19 protein-coding genes and 1 other RNA gene are annotated in these 15,333 nt (G+C 69.7%); 13 read left to right on the forward strand and 7 right to left on the reverse strand.

Translation table 11 applies throughout. From position 1 onward, the window contains the following. Positions 1–14 precede the first annotated feature (14 nt). Positions 15–449, forward strand: coding sequence for a COG3650 family protein (locus ACFLIT_RS09670; RefSeq protein ID WP_479911012.1), 435 nt, complete (start codon positions 15–17; stop codon positions 447–449). On the opposite strand, the gene ACFLIT_RS09675 is transcribed toward ACFLIT_RS09670, so the two are convergent. From ACFLIT_RS09675 to ACFLIT_RS09685, 3 genes are all read right to left on the reverse strand, one after another. Beyond that, positions 446–580 carry a hypothetical protein gene (locus tag ACFLIT_RS09675; protein ID WP_479911013.1) on the reverse strand — a complete coding sequence of 45 codons (135 nt, stop codon included), beginning with the start codon at positions 578–580 and terminating at the stop codon, positions 446–448. The genes ACFLIT_RS09670 and ACFLIT_RS09675 overlap by 4 nt on opposite strands. Positions 581–701: 121 nt before the next feature. Further along, positions 702–1,118, reverse strand: coding sequence for a hypothetical protein (locus ACFLIT_RS09680; RefSeq protein WP_479911014.1), 417 nt, complete (start codon positions 1,116–1,118; stop codon positions 702–704). Between the two features lie 22 nt (positions 1,119–1,140). After that, a complete protein-coding gene (locus tag ACFLIT_RS09685; protein ID WP_479911015.1) occupies positions 1,141–1,965 on the reverse strand; it encodes a tetratricopeptide repeat protein in 825 nt (274 codons plus the stop codon). A gap of 72 nt (positions 1,966–2,037) precedes the next feature. Between ACFLIT_RS09685 and ACFLIT_RS09690 the strand changes: the two genes are divergently transcribed. Then, positions 2,038–3,441: a leucyl aminopeptidase family protein gene (locus tag ACFLIT_RS09690; protein ID WP_479911016.1), complete on the forward strand. Its 1,404-nt coding sequence runs from the start codon at positions 2,038–2,040 to the stop codon at positions 3,439–3,441. A gap of 59 nt (positions 3,442–3,500) precedes the next feature. Here ACFLIT_RS09690 and ACFLIT_RS09695 read toward each other — a convergent pair whose 3' ends face one another. Then, positions 3,501–4,166 (reverse strand): c-type cytochrome, encoded by a 666-nt coding sequence (locus tag ACFLIT_RS09695; RefSeq protein WP_479911017.1) that lies wholly within the window; start codon positions 4,164–4,166, stop codon positions 3,501–3,503. A gap of 157 nt (positions 4,167–4,323) precedes the next feature. Between ACFLIT_RS09695 and ACFLIT_RS09700 the strand changes: the two genes are divergently transcribed. Together ACFLIT_RS09700 and ACFLIT_RS09705 are read left to right on the forward strand one after the other, a co-directional pair. Continuing rightward, positions 4,324–5,070 (forward strand): 3-deoxy-manno-octulosonate cytidylyltransferase, encoded by a 747-nt coding sequence (locus ACFLIT_RS09700; RefSeq protein WP_479911018.1) that lies wholly within the window; start codon positions 4,324–4,326, stop codon positions 5,068–5,070. Next, the gene (locus ACFLIT_RS09705; RefSeq protein ID WP_479911019.1) at positions 5,070–5,909 is read left to right on the forward strand and encodes a prephenate dehydratase; all 840 of its coding nucleotides are present in this window, start codon (positions 5,070–5,072) and stop codon (positions 5,907–5,909) included. Before ACFLIT_RS09700 ends, ACFLIT_RS09705 begins: the two co-directional genes overlap by 1 nt. 242 nt (positions 5,910–6,151) lie before the next feature. On the opposite strand, the gene ACFLIT_RS09710 is transcribed toward ACFLIT_RS09705, so the two are convergent. Further along, complete coding sequence (locus tag ACFLIT_RS09710) at positions 6,152–6,736, reverse strand: hypothetical protein (protein ID WP_479911020.1); 585 nt, start codon at positions 6,734–6,736, stop codon at positions 6,152–6,154. 621 nt (positions 6,737–7,357) lie between these two features. Between ACFLIT_RS09710 and ACFLIT_RS09715 the strand changes: the two genes are divergently transcribed. After that, entirely contained in the window at positions 7,358–7,819 is a 462-nt protein-coding gene (locus ACFLIT_RS09715) for a hypothetical protein (RefSeq protein WP_479911021.1), read from the forward strand. Positions 7,820–8,172: 353 nt separating this feature from the next. Beyond that, positions 8,173–8,511, forward strand: coding sequence for a hypothetical protein (locus ACFLIT_RS09720; RefSeq protein WP_479911022.1), 339 nt, complete (start codon positions 8,173–8,175; stop codon positions 8,509–8,511). A gap of 281 nt (positions 8,512–8,792) precedes the next feature. Here ACFLIT_RS09720 and nudC read toward each other — a convergent pair whose 3' ends face one another. Then, positions 8,793–9,704, reverse strand: a complete 912-nt coding sequence (gene nudC / locus ACFLIT_RS09725) for an NAD(+) diphosphatase (protein ID WP_479911023.1) — start codon at positions 9,702–9,704, stop codon at positions 8,793–8,795. A 91-nt stretch (positions 9,705–9,795) separates the two neighbouring features. Here nudC and ffs point away from each other — a divergent pair. The 7 genes from ffs to ACFLIT_RS09760 all read left to right on the forward strand — a co-directional run bounded on the left by ffs (position 9,796) and on the right by ACFLIT_RS09760 (position 14,889). Further along, positions 9,796–9,888, forward strand: an RNA gene (ffs, locus tag ACFLIT_RS09730) — signal recognition particle sRNA small type. Between the two features lie 61 nt (positions 9,889–9,949). Continuing rightward, the gene (locus tag ACFLIT_RS09735) at positions 9,950–11,851 is read left to right on the forward strand and encodes a DNA polymerase III subunit gamma/tau (RefSeq protein ID WP_479911024.1); all 1,902 of its coding nucleotides are present in this window, start codon (positions 9,950–9,952) and stop codon (positions 11,849–11,851) included. Between the two features lie 9 nt (positions 11,852–11,860). Further along, positions 11,861–12,190 carry a YbaB/EbfC family nucleoid-associated protein gene (locus tag ACFLIT_RS09740; RefSeq protein ID WP_479911025.1) on the forward strand — a complete coding sequence of 110 codons (330 nt, stop codon included), beginning with the start codon at positions 11,861–11,863 and terminating at the stop codon, positions 12,188–12,190. Position 12,191: 1 nt separating this feature from the next. Beyond that, positions 12,192–12,794 (forward strand): recombination mediator RecR, encoded by a 603-nt coding sequence (gene recR / locus ACFLIT_RS09745; protein WP_479911026.1) that lies wholly within the window; start codon positions 12,192–12,194, stop codon positions 12,792–12,794. 147 nt (positions 12,795–12,941) lie between these two features. Next, a complete protein-coding gene (locus ACFLIT_RS09750; RefSeq protein ID WP_479911027.1) occupies positions 12,942–14,219 on the forward strand; it encodes a DNA recombination protein RmuC in 1,278 nt (425 codons plus the stop codon). A gap of 17 nt (positions 14,220–14,236) precedes the next feature. Continuing rightward, the gene (def, locus tag ACFLIT_RS09755; protein ID WP_479911028.1) at positions 14,237–14,758 is read left to right on the forward strand and encodes a peptide deformylase; all 522 of its coding nucleotides are present in this window, start codon (positions 14,237–14,239) and stop codon (positions 14,756–14,758) included. After that, positions 14,755–14,889 (forward strand): hypothetical protein, encoded by a 135-nt coding sequence (locus tag ACFLIT_RS09760; protein WP_479911029.1) that lies wholly within the window; start codon positions 14,755–14,757, stop codon positions 14,887–14,889. The genes def and ACFLIT_RS09760 overlap by 4 nt, the downstream gene beginning before the upstream one ends. 11 nt (positions 14,890–14,900) lie before the next feature. Here ACFLIT_RS09760 and ACFLIT_RS09765 read toward each other — a convergent pair whose 3' ends face one another. Then, positions 14,901–15,293, reverse strand: coding sequence for a cell surface protein (locus ACFLIT_RS09765; protein ID WP_479911030.1), 393 nt, complete (start codon positions 15,291–15,293; stop codon positions 14,901–14,903). Between the last annotated feature and the right edge of the window lie 40 nt (positions 15,294–15,333).

Genomic DNA, 15,333 nt, shown 5'->3' on the forward strand with positions numbered 1-15,333 from the left:
CCTTGGAGTCGCCGATGCGCCTTGTCCTCGTCCCGTCCTTCCTGGCGATGCTCGCGCTCGCGGCCTGCGGGCCGTCCGCCGGCGGCTATGACAAGGCCCCGCCGGCCGACGCCCCGGCCGAGCCGCCGGCCCAGGCGCCAGGCGCCTGGAGCGGCGGGTTCGACCTGACGGGGACCGAGCCCTTCTGGGCGGTGCGGATCCGCCCCGACACCCTGTCGCTGACGAGGCCCGACCAGCCGGCGGTCACCGTGGCCAATCCCGGCGTCGAGGAAGACGGGACGAGCGCCCTCTGGACGACCAGCGCCTTCGCCGTGCGCCTGACGCCGGGCGAATGTTCGGACGGGATGAGCGACCGCGCCTATCCCTACGTCGCCGTGGTGACGACCGATCAGGGCGATTTGAAGGGTTGCGGCGCGCCGCCACGCGATACCAGCGAGCCCCGGCCTTAGCCGCGAGACATCTCCAGGCCCGGCAAGGTCGAGCGGGCCTCGGCGGCGTTGTCGCCATGCGGCACCGGCAAGGCCACGCCGAGGGCGATGGCGACGAGCAGGGCGGCGGCGATGAGGGCCTTGACGGCCATGGGGCGGCTCCTGACGGGGCGGGTTCCAGAAACAAACCTGCAGCGATGTCAGGTGGTTCCTAAGGCCGCGTCTGCAAGAGGCCGTACCTCCAAGCCCCCCGCCAAGGGTCGCGAGAAATTCTCAGCCCCGACTCAGTAAACCGCCGGCGCCGGGAATGGAGGCCAGGGCCTCGCCCAGCAGATCGGAGCCCGCGTGGGCCTCGACCCATTCGGCGGCGATGGGCAGCGCCTGCTGCAGATCGACGGATCCGACGCCGGATTTCGACAGTTGCTGCAGCATGGCCATGCCGTCGGCCATGGCGCCGCCGCCGGCGGCTTTCATCAGCCCGCCGAACAGGCCGGGCTTCGGCAGGGGCGGTCCGGACTGGCTGAGCGCCTCGGCGCCGGGCACCCCCTCGAACAGGGCGGCCACCTTGGCGGCGTCGCCGTGCTTGCGGATCAGGGCGAGGGCGCCGGCCAGGGCGGTGCGCACCTGGGCGGCGTCGAGGCGGGTGCGGGCGGCGATGGCCTCGGCGAGGCTGTCGATGGCGTCGGTCATGAGGAGAAAACGCTCGAGCCGGTTACTGGGCGCGCACCGCGTCCCACGAGCGCGTGGCCGGGCCGGTGTGGTTGGCGGCGCGCAGCAGGGCGAGGTTGGCGTTGGCCTGCTCCGGCGGCAGGTCGCGGCGCAGCAGGGGCTCGGCCTCGGCGATCCGGCCCGAGAGGCCCAGCACCATGGCGAGGTTCTGCCGCACCTGGACGTTGGCCGCCGGCATGGCGGCGGCGCGGCGCAGCAGGGTCTCGGCCTCGGCTAGTTGGTCGTGGCCGGCGAGATACATGGCGAGATTGGCGAGCGGGACCGGGGCGTCGGGGGCCAGGGCGACGGCGGCGCGGTGCGAGGCAAGCGCCTCGGCGTCGCGGCTGGTCTGCTCATAGGCGATGGCCATCAGCGACACCGGCCGCCAGTCCTTGGACGCCAATTGCATGGCGTGGGTCAGCGGCTCGATGGCGTAGAAGCCCTGGCCGCGTTCGACATGGGCGCGGGCGGCTTCCAGCAGGGCGTCCATGTTGTCCGGCGCCGTGATCAGCACCGCCTGGGCGGAGGCGGCGGCCTCCTCATAGCGGCCAAGGCCGCGAAGGGCCTGGGCGAGGTTGACCCCGGCCACGGCGTCGCGCGGGTCGATCTGCACCTGATTGGTCCAGAAGGCGGCGCGGGCCAGCGGGTCGAGGCGAGCGATCTCGGCGCGCTCCTGAGCGGTGGCCTTGGCCGGCGGAGCGGGCTGAGCCTGGGCCGCCGGAGCGGCGGCGGGAACCTTGGCGGGCTCCACGGGCTTCGAAGCAGCAAGGGCCGGAGTGGCGACGGCAAACGCCAGGACGGTTGCGGCGGCGAGCGTCATGCGACACATGGAAAGCATCCCTCAGGATCGACGCCCCCAGGGTGCCGCCTGCGGCTCAAGGAATCGTTAAGCATAATTTCCATGGCCGACACCCTTCATTCCCACCCGCACGACCCGCTGATCGACGCCGACGACGACGGGCTTCGCGACGTCGTCGCCTTGACGCCGGCCGGCCTGCCGGCCTTCGCGAAGGGCTCGAAGGCCTTCGTGCAGGGCGTGCTCGAGGACGCCGGATTCAAGGCCAAGGCGGGCGAGGCGGTGCTGATCCCCGGCCAGGACGGCAAGCTGAAGGGCGTGGTCTTCGGGCTCGGCGAGACGGCGGACGTCACCGCCTTGCGCGGACTGGCGGCCAAGCTGCCGGCCGGCGACTACCACCTGATGGCCGAGGGCCTGGATGCGACGGCGGCGGCGACGGCCTTCGCCCTGGGGAGCTATCGCTTCGACCGCTACAAGGCTCGCGGCGCCGACCGGGCGCGACTCTACGTGCCGGGCGCCGATGTCGACGAGGCGCGCAGCGTGGCCCACGCCTGCGCCCTGGCCCGCGATATGGTCAACACCCCCGCCAACGACCTTGGCCCGCGCCAGATCGAGACCATCGCCCGCGAAATCGCGCAGCAGTACGGGGCGGGCTTCTCGGCGATCGTCGGCGACGACCTGCTGAGCGAGAACTATCCGGCCGTGCATGCCGTGGGCCGGGCGGCGGTGGCCGAGCGCGCGCCGCGAATGATCGAGCTGCACTGGGGAACCGGCGGCCCGCTGATCGCCATCGTCGGCAAGGGCGTGGTGTTCGACACCGGCGGGCTGGACATCAAGCCGTCCGGCGGCATGCGGCTGATGAAGAAGGACATGGGCGGCGCCGCCCACGCCCTGGCCCTGGCACGCATGGTGATGGCGGCCAAGCTGCCGGTGCGCCTGGCGGTGCTGATCCCGGCGGTCGAGAACGCCATCGCCGGCGACGCCATGCGGCCGGGCGACGTGCTGCGGACGAGGAAGGGCCTCACCGTCGAGGTCGGCAACACCGACGCGGAGGGCCGGCTGATCCTGGCCGACGCCCTGGCGCGGGCGGGCGAACTCTCGCCCGACCTGACCATCGACCTGGCCACCCTGACCGGCGCCGCGCGCGTGGCGCTGGGGCCGCAGGTGATCCCGTTCTACACGGCCGACGACACCCTGGCGGTCGAGATGGCGGCGGCGGCGGCCGTGACGGCCGACCCGTTGTGGCGCCTGCCGCTGTGGGCGGGTTACGCCGAGGCCCTGGACAGCGACATCGCCGACCTGAAGAACGATCCGGACGCCTGGGCCCAGGCCGGCTCGGTGACCGCCGCCCTGTTCCTTCAGAAATTCGCGCCGACCCACGGCGTCTGGATTCACTTCGATATCTTCGCCTGGAACCCGAAGGGACGCCCCGGCTGGCCGAGCGGGGCCGAGGCCCAGGCGATCCGCGCGCTCTACGCCCTGATCAAGGGGCGTTACCGCCAGGCCTGAAAAGCGAAGGGCCCGCCGGCTTTCACCGGCGGGCCCTCGAAATCCAGTCCGATGCGATCTTACTGACCGCCGCCGGGCGAGGCCGGGGCGCCGGCGGCCGGCGCGCCTTCGACGGCGACCGGAGCGCCCTCGGGGGCGGCGCCTTCGGCCGGAGCGCCCTCAGCGGGAGCCGCGGCGGCCGCGGGGTTCGGGGCCGGGATCGGCAGGGTCGAACCCAGGGTGTGCAGATAGGCGATGACGTTGATGCGGTCAGCCTGGGTCTTCAGGCCGACGAAGGTCATCTTGGTGCCGGCCACGTCCTTCTGCGGAGCCTTGATGAAGGCGTCGAGCTTTTCGTAGGTCCACTGCGGGTTGGCGTTGCCGTAGTCGACCATGCCCGACGAATAGGCGAAGCCGCCATGGGTGCCCGGCTTGCGGCCGACCACGCCGAACAGGCCCGGACCGGTGCCGTTCGCGCCGCCGGCGTCGAAGTTGTGGCAGGAGATGCACTTGGCGGTGATCGCCTTGCCGGCGTTCACGTCGGCGGCCGGCAGGACCGTGCCCCAATCCGGCGGAACCTCGGCGGCGGCGCCGCCTTCGGCTTCTTCCTGCACCGCGATGGCGTAGCCCGGCTTTTCGAGCTCGTGCTGTTGGAAGAGCAGGGTGGAAATTTCCTTCAGACCGAAGATGGTCAGCCCGGCCGCCAGCACACCGCCAGCGATCTTGTTGAACGTCAGGTCGCTCATATCCGCCTTGAAGCCCTCTAATCGGACCGAGGCCCCTCCCCCGGTCGCACGGCGTCAAACCCTCGCCGTGTTGCGCTCGCGTCTCTTACACGCTACCGGCGCACGCGCAACCGGGCAGTTGGCCCGGCCACGACGCGGCTGCGAGGCCCATAGGGTAATGACCCCGATCATCCTGATTCCCGCGCGGATGGCGGCCACCCGCCTGCCGAACAAGCCATTGGCCGACATCGGCGGCCTGCCGATGATCGTGCGCGTGCTGCGCGCCGCCGAGGACGCGGGCGTCGCGCCCGTCGCCGTGGCGGCCGGCGACGCCGAGATCCTGGAGGCGGTGACCGCGGCCGGCGGCCGCGCCGTGCTGACCGATCCGGCCCTGCCCTCGGGCTCCGACCGCATCCTCGCCGCCCTGGCCGAACTCGACCCCGAGGGCCGCCACGACGCGGTGATCAACCTGCAGGGCGACATGCCGTTCGTGCAGGCCGAGGTGCTGACGGCGACCGCCGCCCTGCTGGACCAGGGCTGCGACATCGCCACGGTGGTGGCTCCCGAAATGTCGGCGGCCGACCGCGCCAATCCCGATGTGGTGAAGGCCGTGCTCTCCATGAATGAGAGCGGGCGCAGCGGCCGGGCGCTCTATTTCACCCGCTCGACGCTCTATGGCGATGCGCCGATCTGGCGGCACGTGGGGATTTACGGCTATCGCCGCGCGGCGCTGGAGGCCTTCAACGCGGCCCCGCCCTCACCGCTGGAGAAACGCGAGAAGCTGGAGCAGCTGCGCGCCCTCGAACTCGGACTTTCCATCCACGCCGCCGTGGTCGACGCGGCGCCGATCTCGGTCGACACCCCGGCCGATCTCGAAGCCGCCAGGGACGCCGCCAAAGACGCTGCAAGAAAGGCGATCGCATAATGAGCCGTATCGCCTTCCAGGGTGAACTCGGGGCCAACGGCCACGAGGCCTGCGCCACCTACTATCCGGACCATGAAGCCGTCCCCTGCGCCACCTTCGAGGAGGCGTTCGAGGCGGTGAAGAGCGGCGACTGCCAGCTGGGCATGATCGCCATCGAGAACTCGACCGCCGGCCGGGTGGCCGACGTGCACCACCTGTTGCCGAAGTCGGGCCTGAAGATCATCGGCGAGGTGTTCAAGCCGATCCGCTTCCAGCTGATGGCCAATCCGGGGACCAGGCTCGAGGACCTGAAGACGGTCGCGTCGATGTCCATCGCCCTGGCCCAATGCCGCAAGGTGCTGAAGGCCCTGGGGGTGAAGACCGAATCGGTGGGCGACACCGCCGGCGCCGCCAAGGCCCTGGCCGAGCGCCCCGACCCGACGCGGGCGGCGATCTCCCCGGCCCTGGCCGCCGAGATCTATGGCCTGAACATCCTCAAGCGCGACATTGAGGACGAGGCGAGCAACACCACGCGCTTCCTGGTGATGACCGCCGACCGCGATCCGCCGCGCCCGGCGCCGGATGTGAAATGCGTGACCAGCTTCGTGTTCCGCGTCCGCAACCTGCCGGCGGCGCTCTACAAGGCGATGGGCGGGTTCGCGACCAACGGCGTGAACATGACCAAGCTGGAAAGCTACATGGAGAACGCCGCCTTCACCGCGACCTTCTTCTACGCCGAGGTCGACGGACGGCCGGAAGACGAGGGTTTGGCGCGGGCGTTCGAGGAGCTGGAGTTCTTTTCGGACCACTTCGAGGTGCTGGGGACCTATCCGGCCGACGCGTATCGCGAGCGGGCTTAGGGAGCGTTCTCCCTTCCCCTGTTGAAGGGGGAAGGGCTGGGGATGGGGGTGCAGACTTTCAGGCAAGCGCCCGGCCTAGCCGCCTGAGAAGAGTCCTTTTCCCTCGGTCGCGGAACCTCAGCAGCCCCCCCAATCCCTGCCCGTTGGCTTCGCCTCCGCTGCGCGGTCCCCCCGGGGGGGGAAAGGGTTCACGCCCGCACCTTCCCACGCTGAGCATGAGAAGCGATTTAGCGCGCGAGCGATCAGTTCAAGCCGACGTGGCGTCGAGGCGGAGGGCGCGGGGGGCGGCGTCCGCAGAACGGCCGCCCGGGCTCCCACCCGTCTGCGGGCGGACCTGGCGCCGCCTCGGCGTCCTCGACGCCCAGCGCCTCGCGGATCAGGGCGATGACCTCCTCGGTGGGGCGCTTGAGGATTTCGGCGAATTCGTCGTCGGCGCGGCGGCCGAGGAGACGGCCGAAGCTTTCGGTCTCCCGACGCTCGCGCTCGGGGCGCAGGTTTTCGCGGCGCTCGGCTTGCGGCGTCGGGTCGCCCTCGGTCTTGATCGGGGGCTCAGCCTCCGTCGGATCGGCGGCGAACACGATGTCCAGGCTCTCGCCCTGCTCGGTGCGCCGCAGATCGCTGATGAGCTTGGCGCGCAAGGCCGCGATCAGCCGCAGAGCCCACGAGACCTTGGCCTGCCGACGGAGCGCCGTCTCGAAGGCGCCGATGGCCGCCAACGGGCCGGCGTCGGTGGAGGCCGCCTTGAAACCGCTATGTCCGACGGCCGTCATCAGCTTCACGGCCACTGTCGCGAGGTGCGCCACGGTCGCCAAATGCGCGCGCAACATCCGACGCGCCCGATCGAGGCGCGAGGTCGGCGGAGCGGCGCTGTCTGAACCGGCGGACATGGAACAAATATAGAACATACGACCGCAACTGTCGAGATTGTCGGTTCAGGCAACCGTGGAGAACCGGGCTGGACGGGTCAGTGGAATAGGGCTCGATCAGCGGGCCTAAGAAATACAAAGCGCTGTCGCAATGTCGCCTACGGGTGGTTAGTTGCCATTGAGCGGCTACCATCACCGGGCTCATGGAGATCGCATTGCAGGCCCGACGCACGACCAAACTTGTCATTGCTGTGCTCGTCATGGCGGCGGCGGTTCCAGTCGCTTGGTGGGCGAACCGCCAGATCAATGCAGATAGCTGCCTCGACGCCGGGCACGTGTTCGATTGGCAGAGCGGCCAATGCGACCTCGTTGCGACGCACTTACCTGGCCCAACGAAGTGGTACGACCGTCTGCTCTGAGCCGATCGTCCGCTAGGGGTGGGTAGCGGACATTTGCTTCGGCCCGCATAACTGTCAGATGGATGCGTTATCCCCCAAGCCGTTCAAGGAAGCTGCACGTCGAGCCTTTCCGTCCAGTATGGCCTCTTTGGCGAATGAAGCTGCGTCGGAGTTATCGCCGTACGTGGACGACACCTATCGTCAGCGATCCGAGGCGGTCGATGTCACGGGGCAGATGATCGCCATCCCCCAGCGGCTGCATTTCGCTGGCTTGTCCGTCGCTGCTGCCGGACTGAGCAACCTTAGCCCGGCGTCCCGCTGCCTCGTCACCCGCGCAACAGATGGCCGCCTACGTCAGCAGGCTATCCGGTCGTTGATCGACCAGCCAAGTCGGTGGGTTGCGCCCTTTGTCGTCCTGCTGCTCGGCGAATATGTCGTCGAGATCGCCGAAGACATTCGAGACGCCCTCCCGGTTCTCGATCAGTCGATTTACGCCAATCTCGCCCGCGAGAACCGGCAGACCATGCGGAAGCTCCGTGCGAAGGCGACCAGTTATTGGAACGCCTATTACCGGCACCAATACATCCAAAAACGGGACTATCCTGCCCTCCAAGCGCTCCGTGAAATCGAGGCGTGGGCGGCGTGACGAACTCTCCAAAGGGTTGGCTGGCGACCGTCATCTAAGGGTGTATATCAGACGTTATGCTAGCCTCACTGAAAGCTGTGCACTCTCTGCGCGCCACTCGGTAAGCTGCGCAGGTTGACCCTTGGTCAACCCGGGTGCGGATTACAAGGCTCCAACTCGGAGGTTCCATGATGGCGCGAGGCGGCACTCTTCTGTTTTTCAGCTTGCCTTTGTTGGGCCTCGGCGGCTGCGCGTCGATATCTCGCGACTATCTAGTCTCGCGCTGCGCTTATTCCGAACCCGCGCCAACGGTCGACCCCACCGGCCTAGCGCGTCGACCGATGTCAAAGGCCACCGCTGAAGCTCAGAGGGCGATGACCTGGAGCTACGACGCCGATCACGACGGCGCGTTCGACAAGATCGAATGGGCGCGGATGGAATGGGAGAGCTTCTGGTTGGGCAAGGGCGACGAGGTGTACGGAGTTCCGGCGACAGAAAGGACCTCGCGCATCGGGTATCTGGCGGCCTTCTGCGGAGGCGCATGGACGACGACTTGCACCGACGAAGGCACGCGCTGGTTCGCGCGCAGGGACCGCAATTGCGATGGTGTCGTCACCTACGCGGAGGCAGATGTCCTTCAGTGGTTTCGAAGCAATGACCGGAACAGGAACGGCAAGGTTAGCGCCAGGGAGATTGTCGGAGACCGCGACTGACATCGGTCGGGCGAACTGATCGAGCCCCTTATGCGTCTTCGAGCAGCCCGAAAAGCGGACGCTCCCAACGTCGCCTAAGGGTCGAGATCTGCCGTAAAGTTGGAAAGCAGTGCGTCCTTCGACTGGCGCTACGCGCCGCTCAGGATGACGAAGGTTTTGTCGAGGACCTTGCCGGCGCCCGACGTGGATCGGCGGCGGAAGGTAGGCAACCTACTTCCCGGCCCTCCAACGTCGCTCGCTGGGCTCCCCCTTCCGCCACCGAGCAGGATCAGAAACGAGGCTCAGCCCTCCTCCACCCACGCCTTCAGCAGTTGGTGGGCGATGGCCAGCGGCGGCGGGGCGAAGGCGTCTTCGATTTCGCCGCGCAGGAGGGCGGCGGCCTCGGCGCGGGTGAACCAGCGGACGGCTTCGAGCTCGGTCTGGTCGGGCGCGGCCTGGTCGTCGGCGACCTCGGCGAGGAAGCCGACCATCATCTGCGAGGGGAAGGGCCAGGGCTGGCTGGAGTGGTAGCGGACGCGGACGGCGGTGAGGCCGGCTTCCTCCTTGATCTCGCGGGCGGCCGCTTCCTCCAGGCTCTCGCCGGGCTCGACGAAGCCGGCCAGGGCCGACCACATGCCGGGCCGCCAGCTGGCCTGCCGCCCGAGCAGGCAGCGGTCGCCGAAGGTGGGCAGCATGATCGCCACCGGGTCGGTGCGCGGGAAGTGCTCGGCGCGGCAGGCGGGGCAGACCCGCTTCCAGCCCGCCTCGGCCGAGCGCGTGGGCTGGCCGCAGTTGGCGCACCAGCGATGGCGGCGGCGCCATTCGAACAGCGAGCGGGCGCAGGCGGCGACGGCGGCGTCGTTGCGCGGCAGGCGCAGGGCAAGCGGGCGCAGTTCCTCGAACCGGCCATGGCCGGCGAGCGGCCCGGCGGCGGGATCGAGGTCATTGTCGATATCGACCGCGAAGCCGGCCGCCTTGCCCTCGACGCCCAGGAACAGCAGCTTGTCGGGATCGGTCTCGATGGTGGTGGCGAAGGCGACTGGCAGGCCGACAATGCCCTTGTCGTCCGCCAGGATCTGGCCCTTCCACAGGGCCAGGCACCAGGAGGCGGGGTCCATCAGGCGGGCGGCCAGCCAGTCGGGATCGACGCGGCGGGCGGCGGCGCGGTCGAGCGGCGAGCCGGCGAAGGTGTTCTGAAACGCGATGGAGGACATGCGGCCGATTCTACCCCCGGCCCGTGACGCTCGCCACCAAGTCGTCCCTCGGGCTTGCCAGGGAGGGCCGAAATCCCGATATAGGCCTCGGAGATCGGCGACGGGCGAGCGCCTCGCCAACCCGGTCAGGTCCGAGAGGAAGCAGCCGCAACGAGTCACGCCTCGGGTCGTCTGCCGGTCTCCACCTCTCTACATTCTGCGCTAAAGTGACTCGGCCCCTCCCTTCGGAGCGGCAGGAAACCCGTATGTCCGACACCGATCTCACGCTCGACGGCGATCCGCCCTGGGACGAAGACAAGCCCGAGCGCGACGAGAACACCGACGACATGTTCGGCGCGCCGCCGCCCGCCGCAGTTCCCGCGTCTGCGCCTGCGCGGCCAACGCCCCAAGTTGCTGAAGACGCGCCCTCCGGCGAGGAGAGCGCCGCCTATACGGTGCTGGCCCGCAAGTATCGCCCGCGAAAGTTCGAGGACCTGATCGGCCAGGAGGCCATGGTCCGCACCCTGACCAACGCCTTCGCCACGGGCCGCATCGCCCACGGCTTCATGCTGACCGGCGTGCGCGGGGTGGGCAAGACGACGACCGCGCGCCTCTTGGCCCGCGCCCTCAACTACGAGACCGACACGGTCAAGACGCCCAGCGTCGACCTGAAGGAAGAGGGCTACCACTGCCGGGCGATCATCGAGGGCCGGCACATGGACGTGCTGGAGCTGGACGCCGCCAGCCGCACCAAGGTGGACGAGATGCGCGAGCTGCTGGACGGGGTGCGCTACGCCCCCTCCGAGGCGCGCTACAAGGTCTACATCATCGACGAAGTGCACATGCTCTCGACGGCGGCGTTCAACGCCCTGTTGAAGACGCTGGAAGAGCCGCCGCCGCACGCCAAGTTCATCTTCGCCACCACCGAGATCCGCAAGGTGCCGGTGACGATCCTCTCCCGCTGCCAGCGATTCGACCTGCGCCGGGTGGAGCCCGAGGTGCTGATTGAGAACCTCAATCGCATCGCCGAGGTGGAGGGCGCGCGGGTGGAGCGCGAGGGCCTGGCCCTGATCGCCCGCGCCGCCGAGGGCTCGGTGCGCGACGCCCAGTCGCTGCTCGACCAGGCCATCGTCCAGACCGAGCGCGGCCAGACCGTCACCGCCGCCGTGGTGCGCGACATGATGGGCCTGGCCGACCGCAGCGAGACCATCGCCCTGTTCGAGACGGTGATGAGCGGCCAGCCGGGGCCGGCGCTGGAGAAGTTCCGCATGCTCTGGGGCATGGGGGCCGATCCGGCGGTGGTGATGCTCGACCTCCTGGACCACTGCCACGGCGCCTCGGTGGCCAAGGCGCTGGGGCCGGACGCCCTGACGATGCCGAAGGACCAGGCCCAGCGCCTGGCCGGCATCGGGGCGCACACCTCGGCCGGCGTGCTTTCCCGCCTCTGGCAGATGTTGCTGAAGGCCCACGACGAGGTGCGGCGCGCGCCGGACGCGGCGGCGGCAGCGGAGATGGCCCTGATCCGCCTGACCTATGTGGCCGACCTGCCCGGCCCGGAGGAGGCGCTGAAGGCGCTGCAGGACGGCCAGCCGATTGGCGGCGGCAATTCCGGCGGCGGCGCCCCGGCTCCGGCGGGCGGCGGCGGGGCGACCGCGCGGGCGACCTCGCGCATGGTGGCCCCCGCCCCGGCCGTGCAGCACGCGCCGCCGGTGCTGAACAGCTTCGACGACGTGCTGAACCTGGTGGCCGCGCGCCGCGACATCGGGCTGAAGATGGACCTCGACCGCTTCGTGCGGCCGGTCAGCTTCCGCGTTGGGGCCATCGAGTTCGAACCGGTGCAGGGCACGCCCTCGGACCTGACCCGGCGCCTGGCCCTGCGCCTGAAGGAATGGACCGGCCAGACCTGGCTGATCGCCACGGTCGGCGGCGGCGGCGCCGAGAGCGCCTGGGAGCGCGAGAAGCGCGAGCGCCGAGAGCAGCGGGCCGAGATCGAGGCCGATCCCTTCGTCCGCTCGGTGATGGACGCCTTCCCCGGCGCCGAGATCGTCGAGGTGCGCATCGCCCCGCCGGTGGTCCCCGCCGACTATGCGGCCGAGGACGAGGCGGCGATCTCGGCCGAGGCCGACGCCGAGCAGGGCGTCGAGAACAACAACTCCAGTGAGGACTAGCGTAGCGCGATGAAAGATATCGGCTCGATCATGAAACAGGCCCAGGCCATGCAGCAGAAGCTGGCCGACGCCCAGGCGAAGCTCGCCGAACTGTCCGTCGAGGGCACGAGCGGCGGCGGCATGGTCACCGTCACCCTCAAGGGCGGCGGCGCGCTCTCAGGCGTGGTGATCGACGACAGCCTGCTGACGTCCGGCGAGGGCGAGGTGGTCGCCGACCTGATCGTGGCGGCCCATGCCGACGCCAAGCGCAAGCTGGACGCCAAGCAGGCCGAGATGATGCGCGAGGCCGCCGGCCCCATGGCCGGGATGATGGGCGGCATGCCGGGGCTGCCGTTCTAACTTGGGCGCGACCGCGGGCCCTGAGATCGAGCGACTGATCGCCCTGCTCGGCAAGCTGCCGGGCCTGGGGCCGCGTTCGGCGCGCCGCGCGGCGCTGGCCCTGCTGAAGAAGCGCGAGCAACTGCTCGGGCCGCTGGCCGACGCCATGGCCACGGCCCGCGACCGGGTGCTGACCTGCACGACCTGCGGCGCGCTGGACACCTCCGATCCCTGCGCCGTCTGCTCGGACGCCCAGCGCGACGCCAGCCTGCTGTGCGTGGTCGAGGAGGTCGGCGCGATGTGGGCCATGGAGCGGGCGGGCGCCTTCAAGGGCCGCTACCATGTGCTCGGCGGCCTGCTCTCGGCGCTCGACGGGCGGGGGCCGGAGGCCCTGAGGGTCAACGACCTGCTGGCGCGGTCCGGCGACGGGATCGTCCGCGAGGTGGTGCTCGCCCTGCCGGCCACCGTCGACGGCCAGACGACGGCGCACTACCTGGCCGAACGGCTGGGCGCCTCGGGCGTAACGGTGACCATGCTGGCGCGCGGCGTGCCGGTCGGCGGCGACCTCGACTGGCTGGACGACGGGACGATCGCCCAGGCGATGCGGGCGAGAAGGCCGGCTTAGGCGTGTGAAATCCTCGTCCTTCGACAAGCTCAGGATGAGGATTTCAGTTTAGACGCAGCGTCAGCACTCCCCTCATCCTGAGCTTGTCGAAGGACGAGGGGACGCACTCAGCTTTCCCCCTGGCCCGACTCCCGCTAAGAACGGAGCATGAACGCTGTCTCGCCTGAGCTGATCGCCGTCGTCATCGCCGCCCTGGCCGCGGGGGTCGCCCTCGTCTGGGCGATGATGGAGCGCAAGCGCGCGGGCGCCGCCGAGGCGCGGGCGTGGGAGCTGCAGAGCCGCTGCACCGAGTCCGAGACCCGCCTGCGGATGATCGACGCGCAGGCCGAGACCCAGGCCGAACTGATGCGGGTGCAGGCCGAGCAGTCGGCCCAGGCCGCCGCCGCCGCCCTGATCGCCCGTACCGACGAGACGTTCCGCAGCCGCGAGCAGCTGTCGCACGCCCGGCTGGAGGCGCAGCTGAAGCCGGTGGCCGAGACCCTGGCCAAGTTCGAGGCCCAGGTGCAGGCCATCGAGAAGACCCGCGCCGAGGACACCGGCGGGCTGAAGGCGCAGATCGCCGCCCTGATGCAGGCCTCGCAGAGCACCCAGGACGAGGCGCGCAAGCTTTCCGCCGCCCTGCGCCGGGGCGCCGGCGTGCAGGGCCGCTGGGGCGAGCAGACTCTGCGCAACGTGCTGGAGGCCGCCGGGCTGAACAGCCGCTTCGACTTCGAGGAGCAGTTCAGCGTCGATACCGAGGAGGGCCGTCGCCGGCCCGACGTGAAGGTGCGGCTGCCCGGCGGCGGCGTCTTCGTGATCGACGCCAAGTGCTCGCTGAACGCGTTTCTCGATGCGCAGGACGCGGTGGAGGATTCTGTTCGCGAGGCCGCGCTGGCGCGCCACGCCGCCAGCGTGAAGACCCACATGAGCGGCCTTTCGGCCAAGGCCTACTGGGACCAGTTCGCCGCCGAGGGTTCGCCCGACTTCGTGGCCATGTTCGTGCCGGGCGACAGCTTCCTGGCCGCCGCCTTGGACCGCGCGCCGGACCTGATGAGCGAGGCCATGGCCCGCAAGGTGCTGCTGGTGACCCCGACCACCCTCTTCGCCCTCTGCAAGGCGGTGTCCTACGGCTGGCGGGTGGAGGACCAGGCCAAGAGCGCCGCCAAGGTCGCCGACCTGGGGCGCGAGCTCTACAAGCGGATCAGCGTGATGGGCGCGCACGCCGGCTCGGTGGGCAAGGCGCTGACGGCGGCGGTCGAGCGCTACAACCAGTTCGTCGGCTCGCTGGAGAGCCAGGTCCTGACCCAGGCGCGGCGGTTCGAGGACCTGGCCGTGGATCACCAGGGCAAGGAGATCGAAGAGGTGAAGCAGGTCGAGGCGACGCCGCGTTCGCTATCGAAACTGGCCGCGACGGATTCGCCGGCCAGCTTGACGGCCGCCGAGTAGGCTCTTACCTGCCGCATATGGCCGTTCGCCGAATTCTTACCGTGGACAACGCCGCCGATCTGGCGGTGCTGAAGCAGGTCTCGACCCCCGTCGAAGGCGTGGACGACGATCTGCGCGCCCTGATGGATGACATGCTGGCCACCATGTACGACGCGCCGGGCATCGGCCTGGCGGCGGTGCAGGTGGGCGTGCCCAAGCGCGTGATCGTGATGGACCTGGCCCGCGAGGGCGAGGAGCCGGCGCCGCTCTATTTCGTGAACCCGGAAATCCTGACGACCTCGGAAGATGTCCTGCCCTACGAGGAAGGCTGCCTTTCGGTGCCGGAAGTCTTCGACGAGGTGGAGCGCCCGGCGAAGGTGACGCTGCGCTACCTGAACTATCAGGGCGAGGCGGTCGAGGAAGAGGCCGAGGGCCTCTACGCGGTCTGCATCCAGCATGAGATGGACCACCTCGAGGGCGTGCTGTTCATCGACCACCTGTCGCGGCTGAAGCGCGACCGGGCCATCGCCAAGGTCAAGAAGGCGGCTCGGGCCGCATGACCGGACGCCGGCTGACCTTCGCGGCCCTGATCGCGCTGGTGTTCGCCGGCTTCATCGCCGTTGTGGTGATCGCGCCGGCCATCGGCGTCGACTGCCTGGACGGCGGCGCGGCGGAGAACTGCGAGTACTAAGGCTTTCGCCCTCAGCTCGTCTTTGGATTCCCATCGATCTCGTCGCGGGCTTCCTTGCCCGCCTTGCGCGCCTCGCCGGCGGCCTCGTGGCCGGCCTGTTTGGCGTTGTCGCCGAGTTCCCTGGCCCCGCGACGAAGATCGACGCTGGCGTCCTTGGCCGCGTCGCCCGCCTCGGAGGCGGTCTGCTTCAGCTCCGAGGCCGCGTCCTTGGTCGCGTCCTTGATGGCCGCGCCGGCCTCCTTCACGTCCGGGTCGTTCTTGATGTCGGTGGCGGCCTGCTTGACCTCCCCGCCGATGGCCTGGGCGCCTTCCTTGATCTGGGAAGCGTCCTCGCGCGAGCAGGCGGCGGCGGACAGGCCGAGCACGATGAGGGCGCCGGCGAGGGCGATCGAAGGGGCGCGCATGGCGAAGCTCTCCAGTTCGCCTGAAGAAACGGGAATCGGC

The organism is Caulobacter sp. HJHS_5 (assembly GCF_056683955.1).

Coding starts and splice junctions, on each gene's coding strand:
- ACFLIT_RS09735 (WP_479911024.1), top strand. CDS start 9,950: ATGTCCGACACCGATCTCACGCTCGACGGCGATCCGCCCTGGGACGAA.
- ACFLIT_RS09720 (WP_479911022.1), top strand. CDS start 8,173: ATGACCTGGAGCTACGACGCCGATCACGACGGCGCGTTCGACAAGATC.
- ACFLIT_RS09705 (WP_479911019.1), top strand. CDS start 5,070: ATGAGCCGTATCGCCTTCCAGGGTGAACTCGGGGCCAACGGCCACGAG.
- ACFLIT_RS09670 (WP_479911012.1), top strand. CDS start 15: ATGCGCCTTGTCCTCGTCCCGTCCTTCCTGGCGATGCTCGCGCTCGCG.
- ACFLIT_RS09710 (WP_479911020.1), bottom strand. CDS start 6,736: ATGTTGCGCGCGCATTTGGCGACCGTGGCGCACCTCGCGACAGTGGCC.
- nudC (WP_479911023.1), bottom strand. CDS start 9,704: ATGTCCTCCATCGCGTTTCAGAACACCTTCGCCGGCTCGCCGCTCGAC.
- ACFLIT_RS09685 (WP_479911015.1), bottom strand. CDS start 1,965: ATGTGTCGCATGACGCTCGCCGCCGCAACCGTCCTGGCGTTTGCCGTC.
- def (WP_479911028.1), top strand. CDS start 14,237: ATGGCCGTTCGCCGAATTCTTACCGTGGACAACGCCGCCGATCTGGCG.
- ACFLIT_RS09680 (WP_479911014.1), bottom strand. CDS start 1,118: ATGACCGACGCCATCGACAGCCTCGCCGAGGCCATCGCCGCCCGCACC.
- ACFLIT_RS09760 (WP_479911029.1), top strand. CDS start 14,755: ATGACCGGACGCCGGCTGACCTTCGCGGCCCTGATCGCGCTGGTGTTC.
- ACFLIT_RS09690 (WP_479911016.1), top strand. CDS start 2,038: ATGGCCGACACCCTTCATTCCCACCCGCACGACCCGCTGATCGACGCC.
- ACFLIT_RS09740 (WP_479911025.1), top strand. CDS start 11,861: ATGAAAGATATCGGCTCGATCATGAAACAGGCCCAGGCCATGCAGCAG.
- ACFLIT_RS09700 (WP_479911018.1), top strand. CDS start 4,324: ATGACCCCGATCATCCTGATTCCCGCGCGGATGGCGGCCACCCGCCTG.
- ACFLIT_RS09750 (WP_479911027.1), top strand. CDS start 12,942: ATGAACGCTGTCTCGCCTGAGCTGATCGCCGTCGTCATCGCCGCCCTG.
- ACFLIT_RS09675 (WP_479911013.1), bottom strand. CDS start 580: ATGGCCGTCAAGGCCCTCATCGCCGCCGCCCTGCTCGTCGCCATCGCC.
- ACFLIT_RS09695 (WP_479911017.1), bottom strand. CDS start 4,166: ATGAGCGACCTGACGTTCAACAAGATCGCTGGCGGTGTGCTGGCGGCC.
- ACFLIT_RS09765 (WP_479911030.1), bottom strand. CDS start 15,293: ATGCGCGCCCCTTCGATCGCCCTCGCCGGCGCCCTCATCGTGCTCGGC.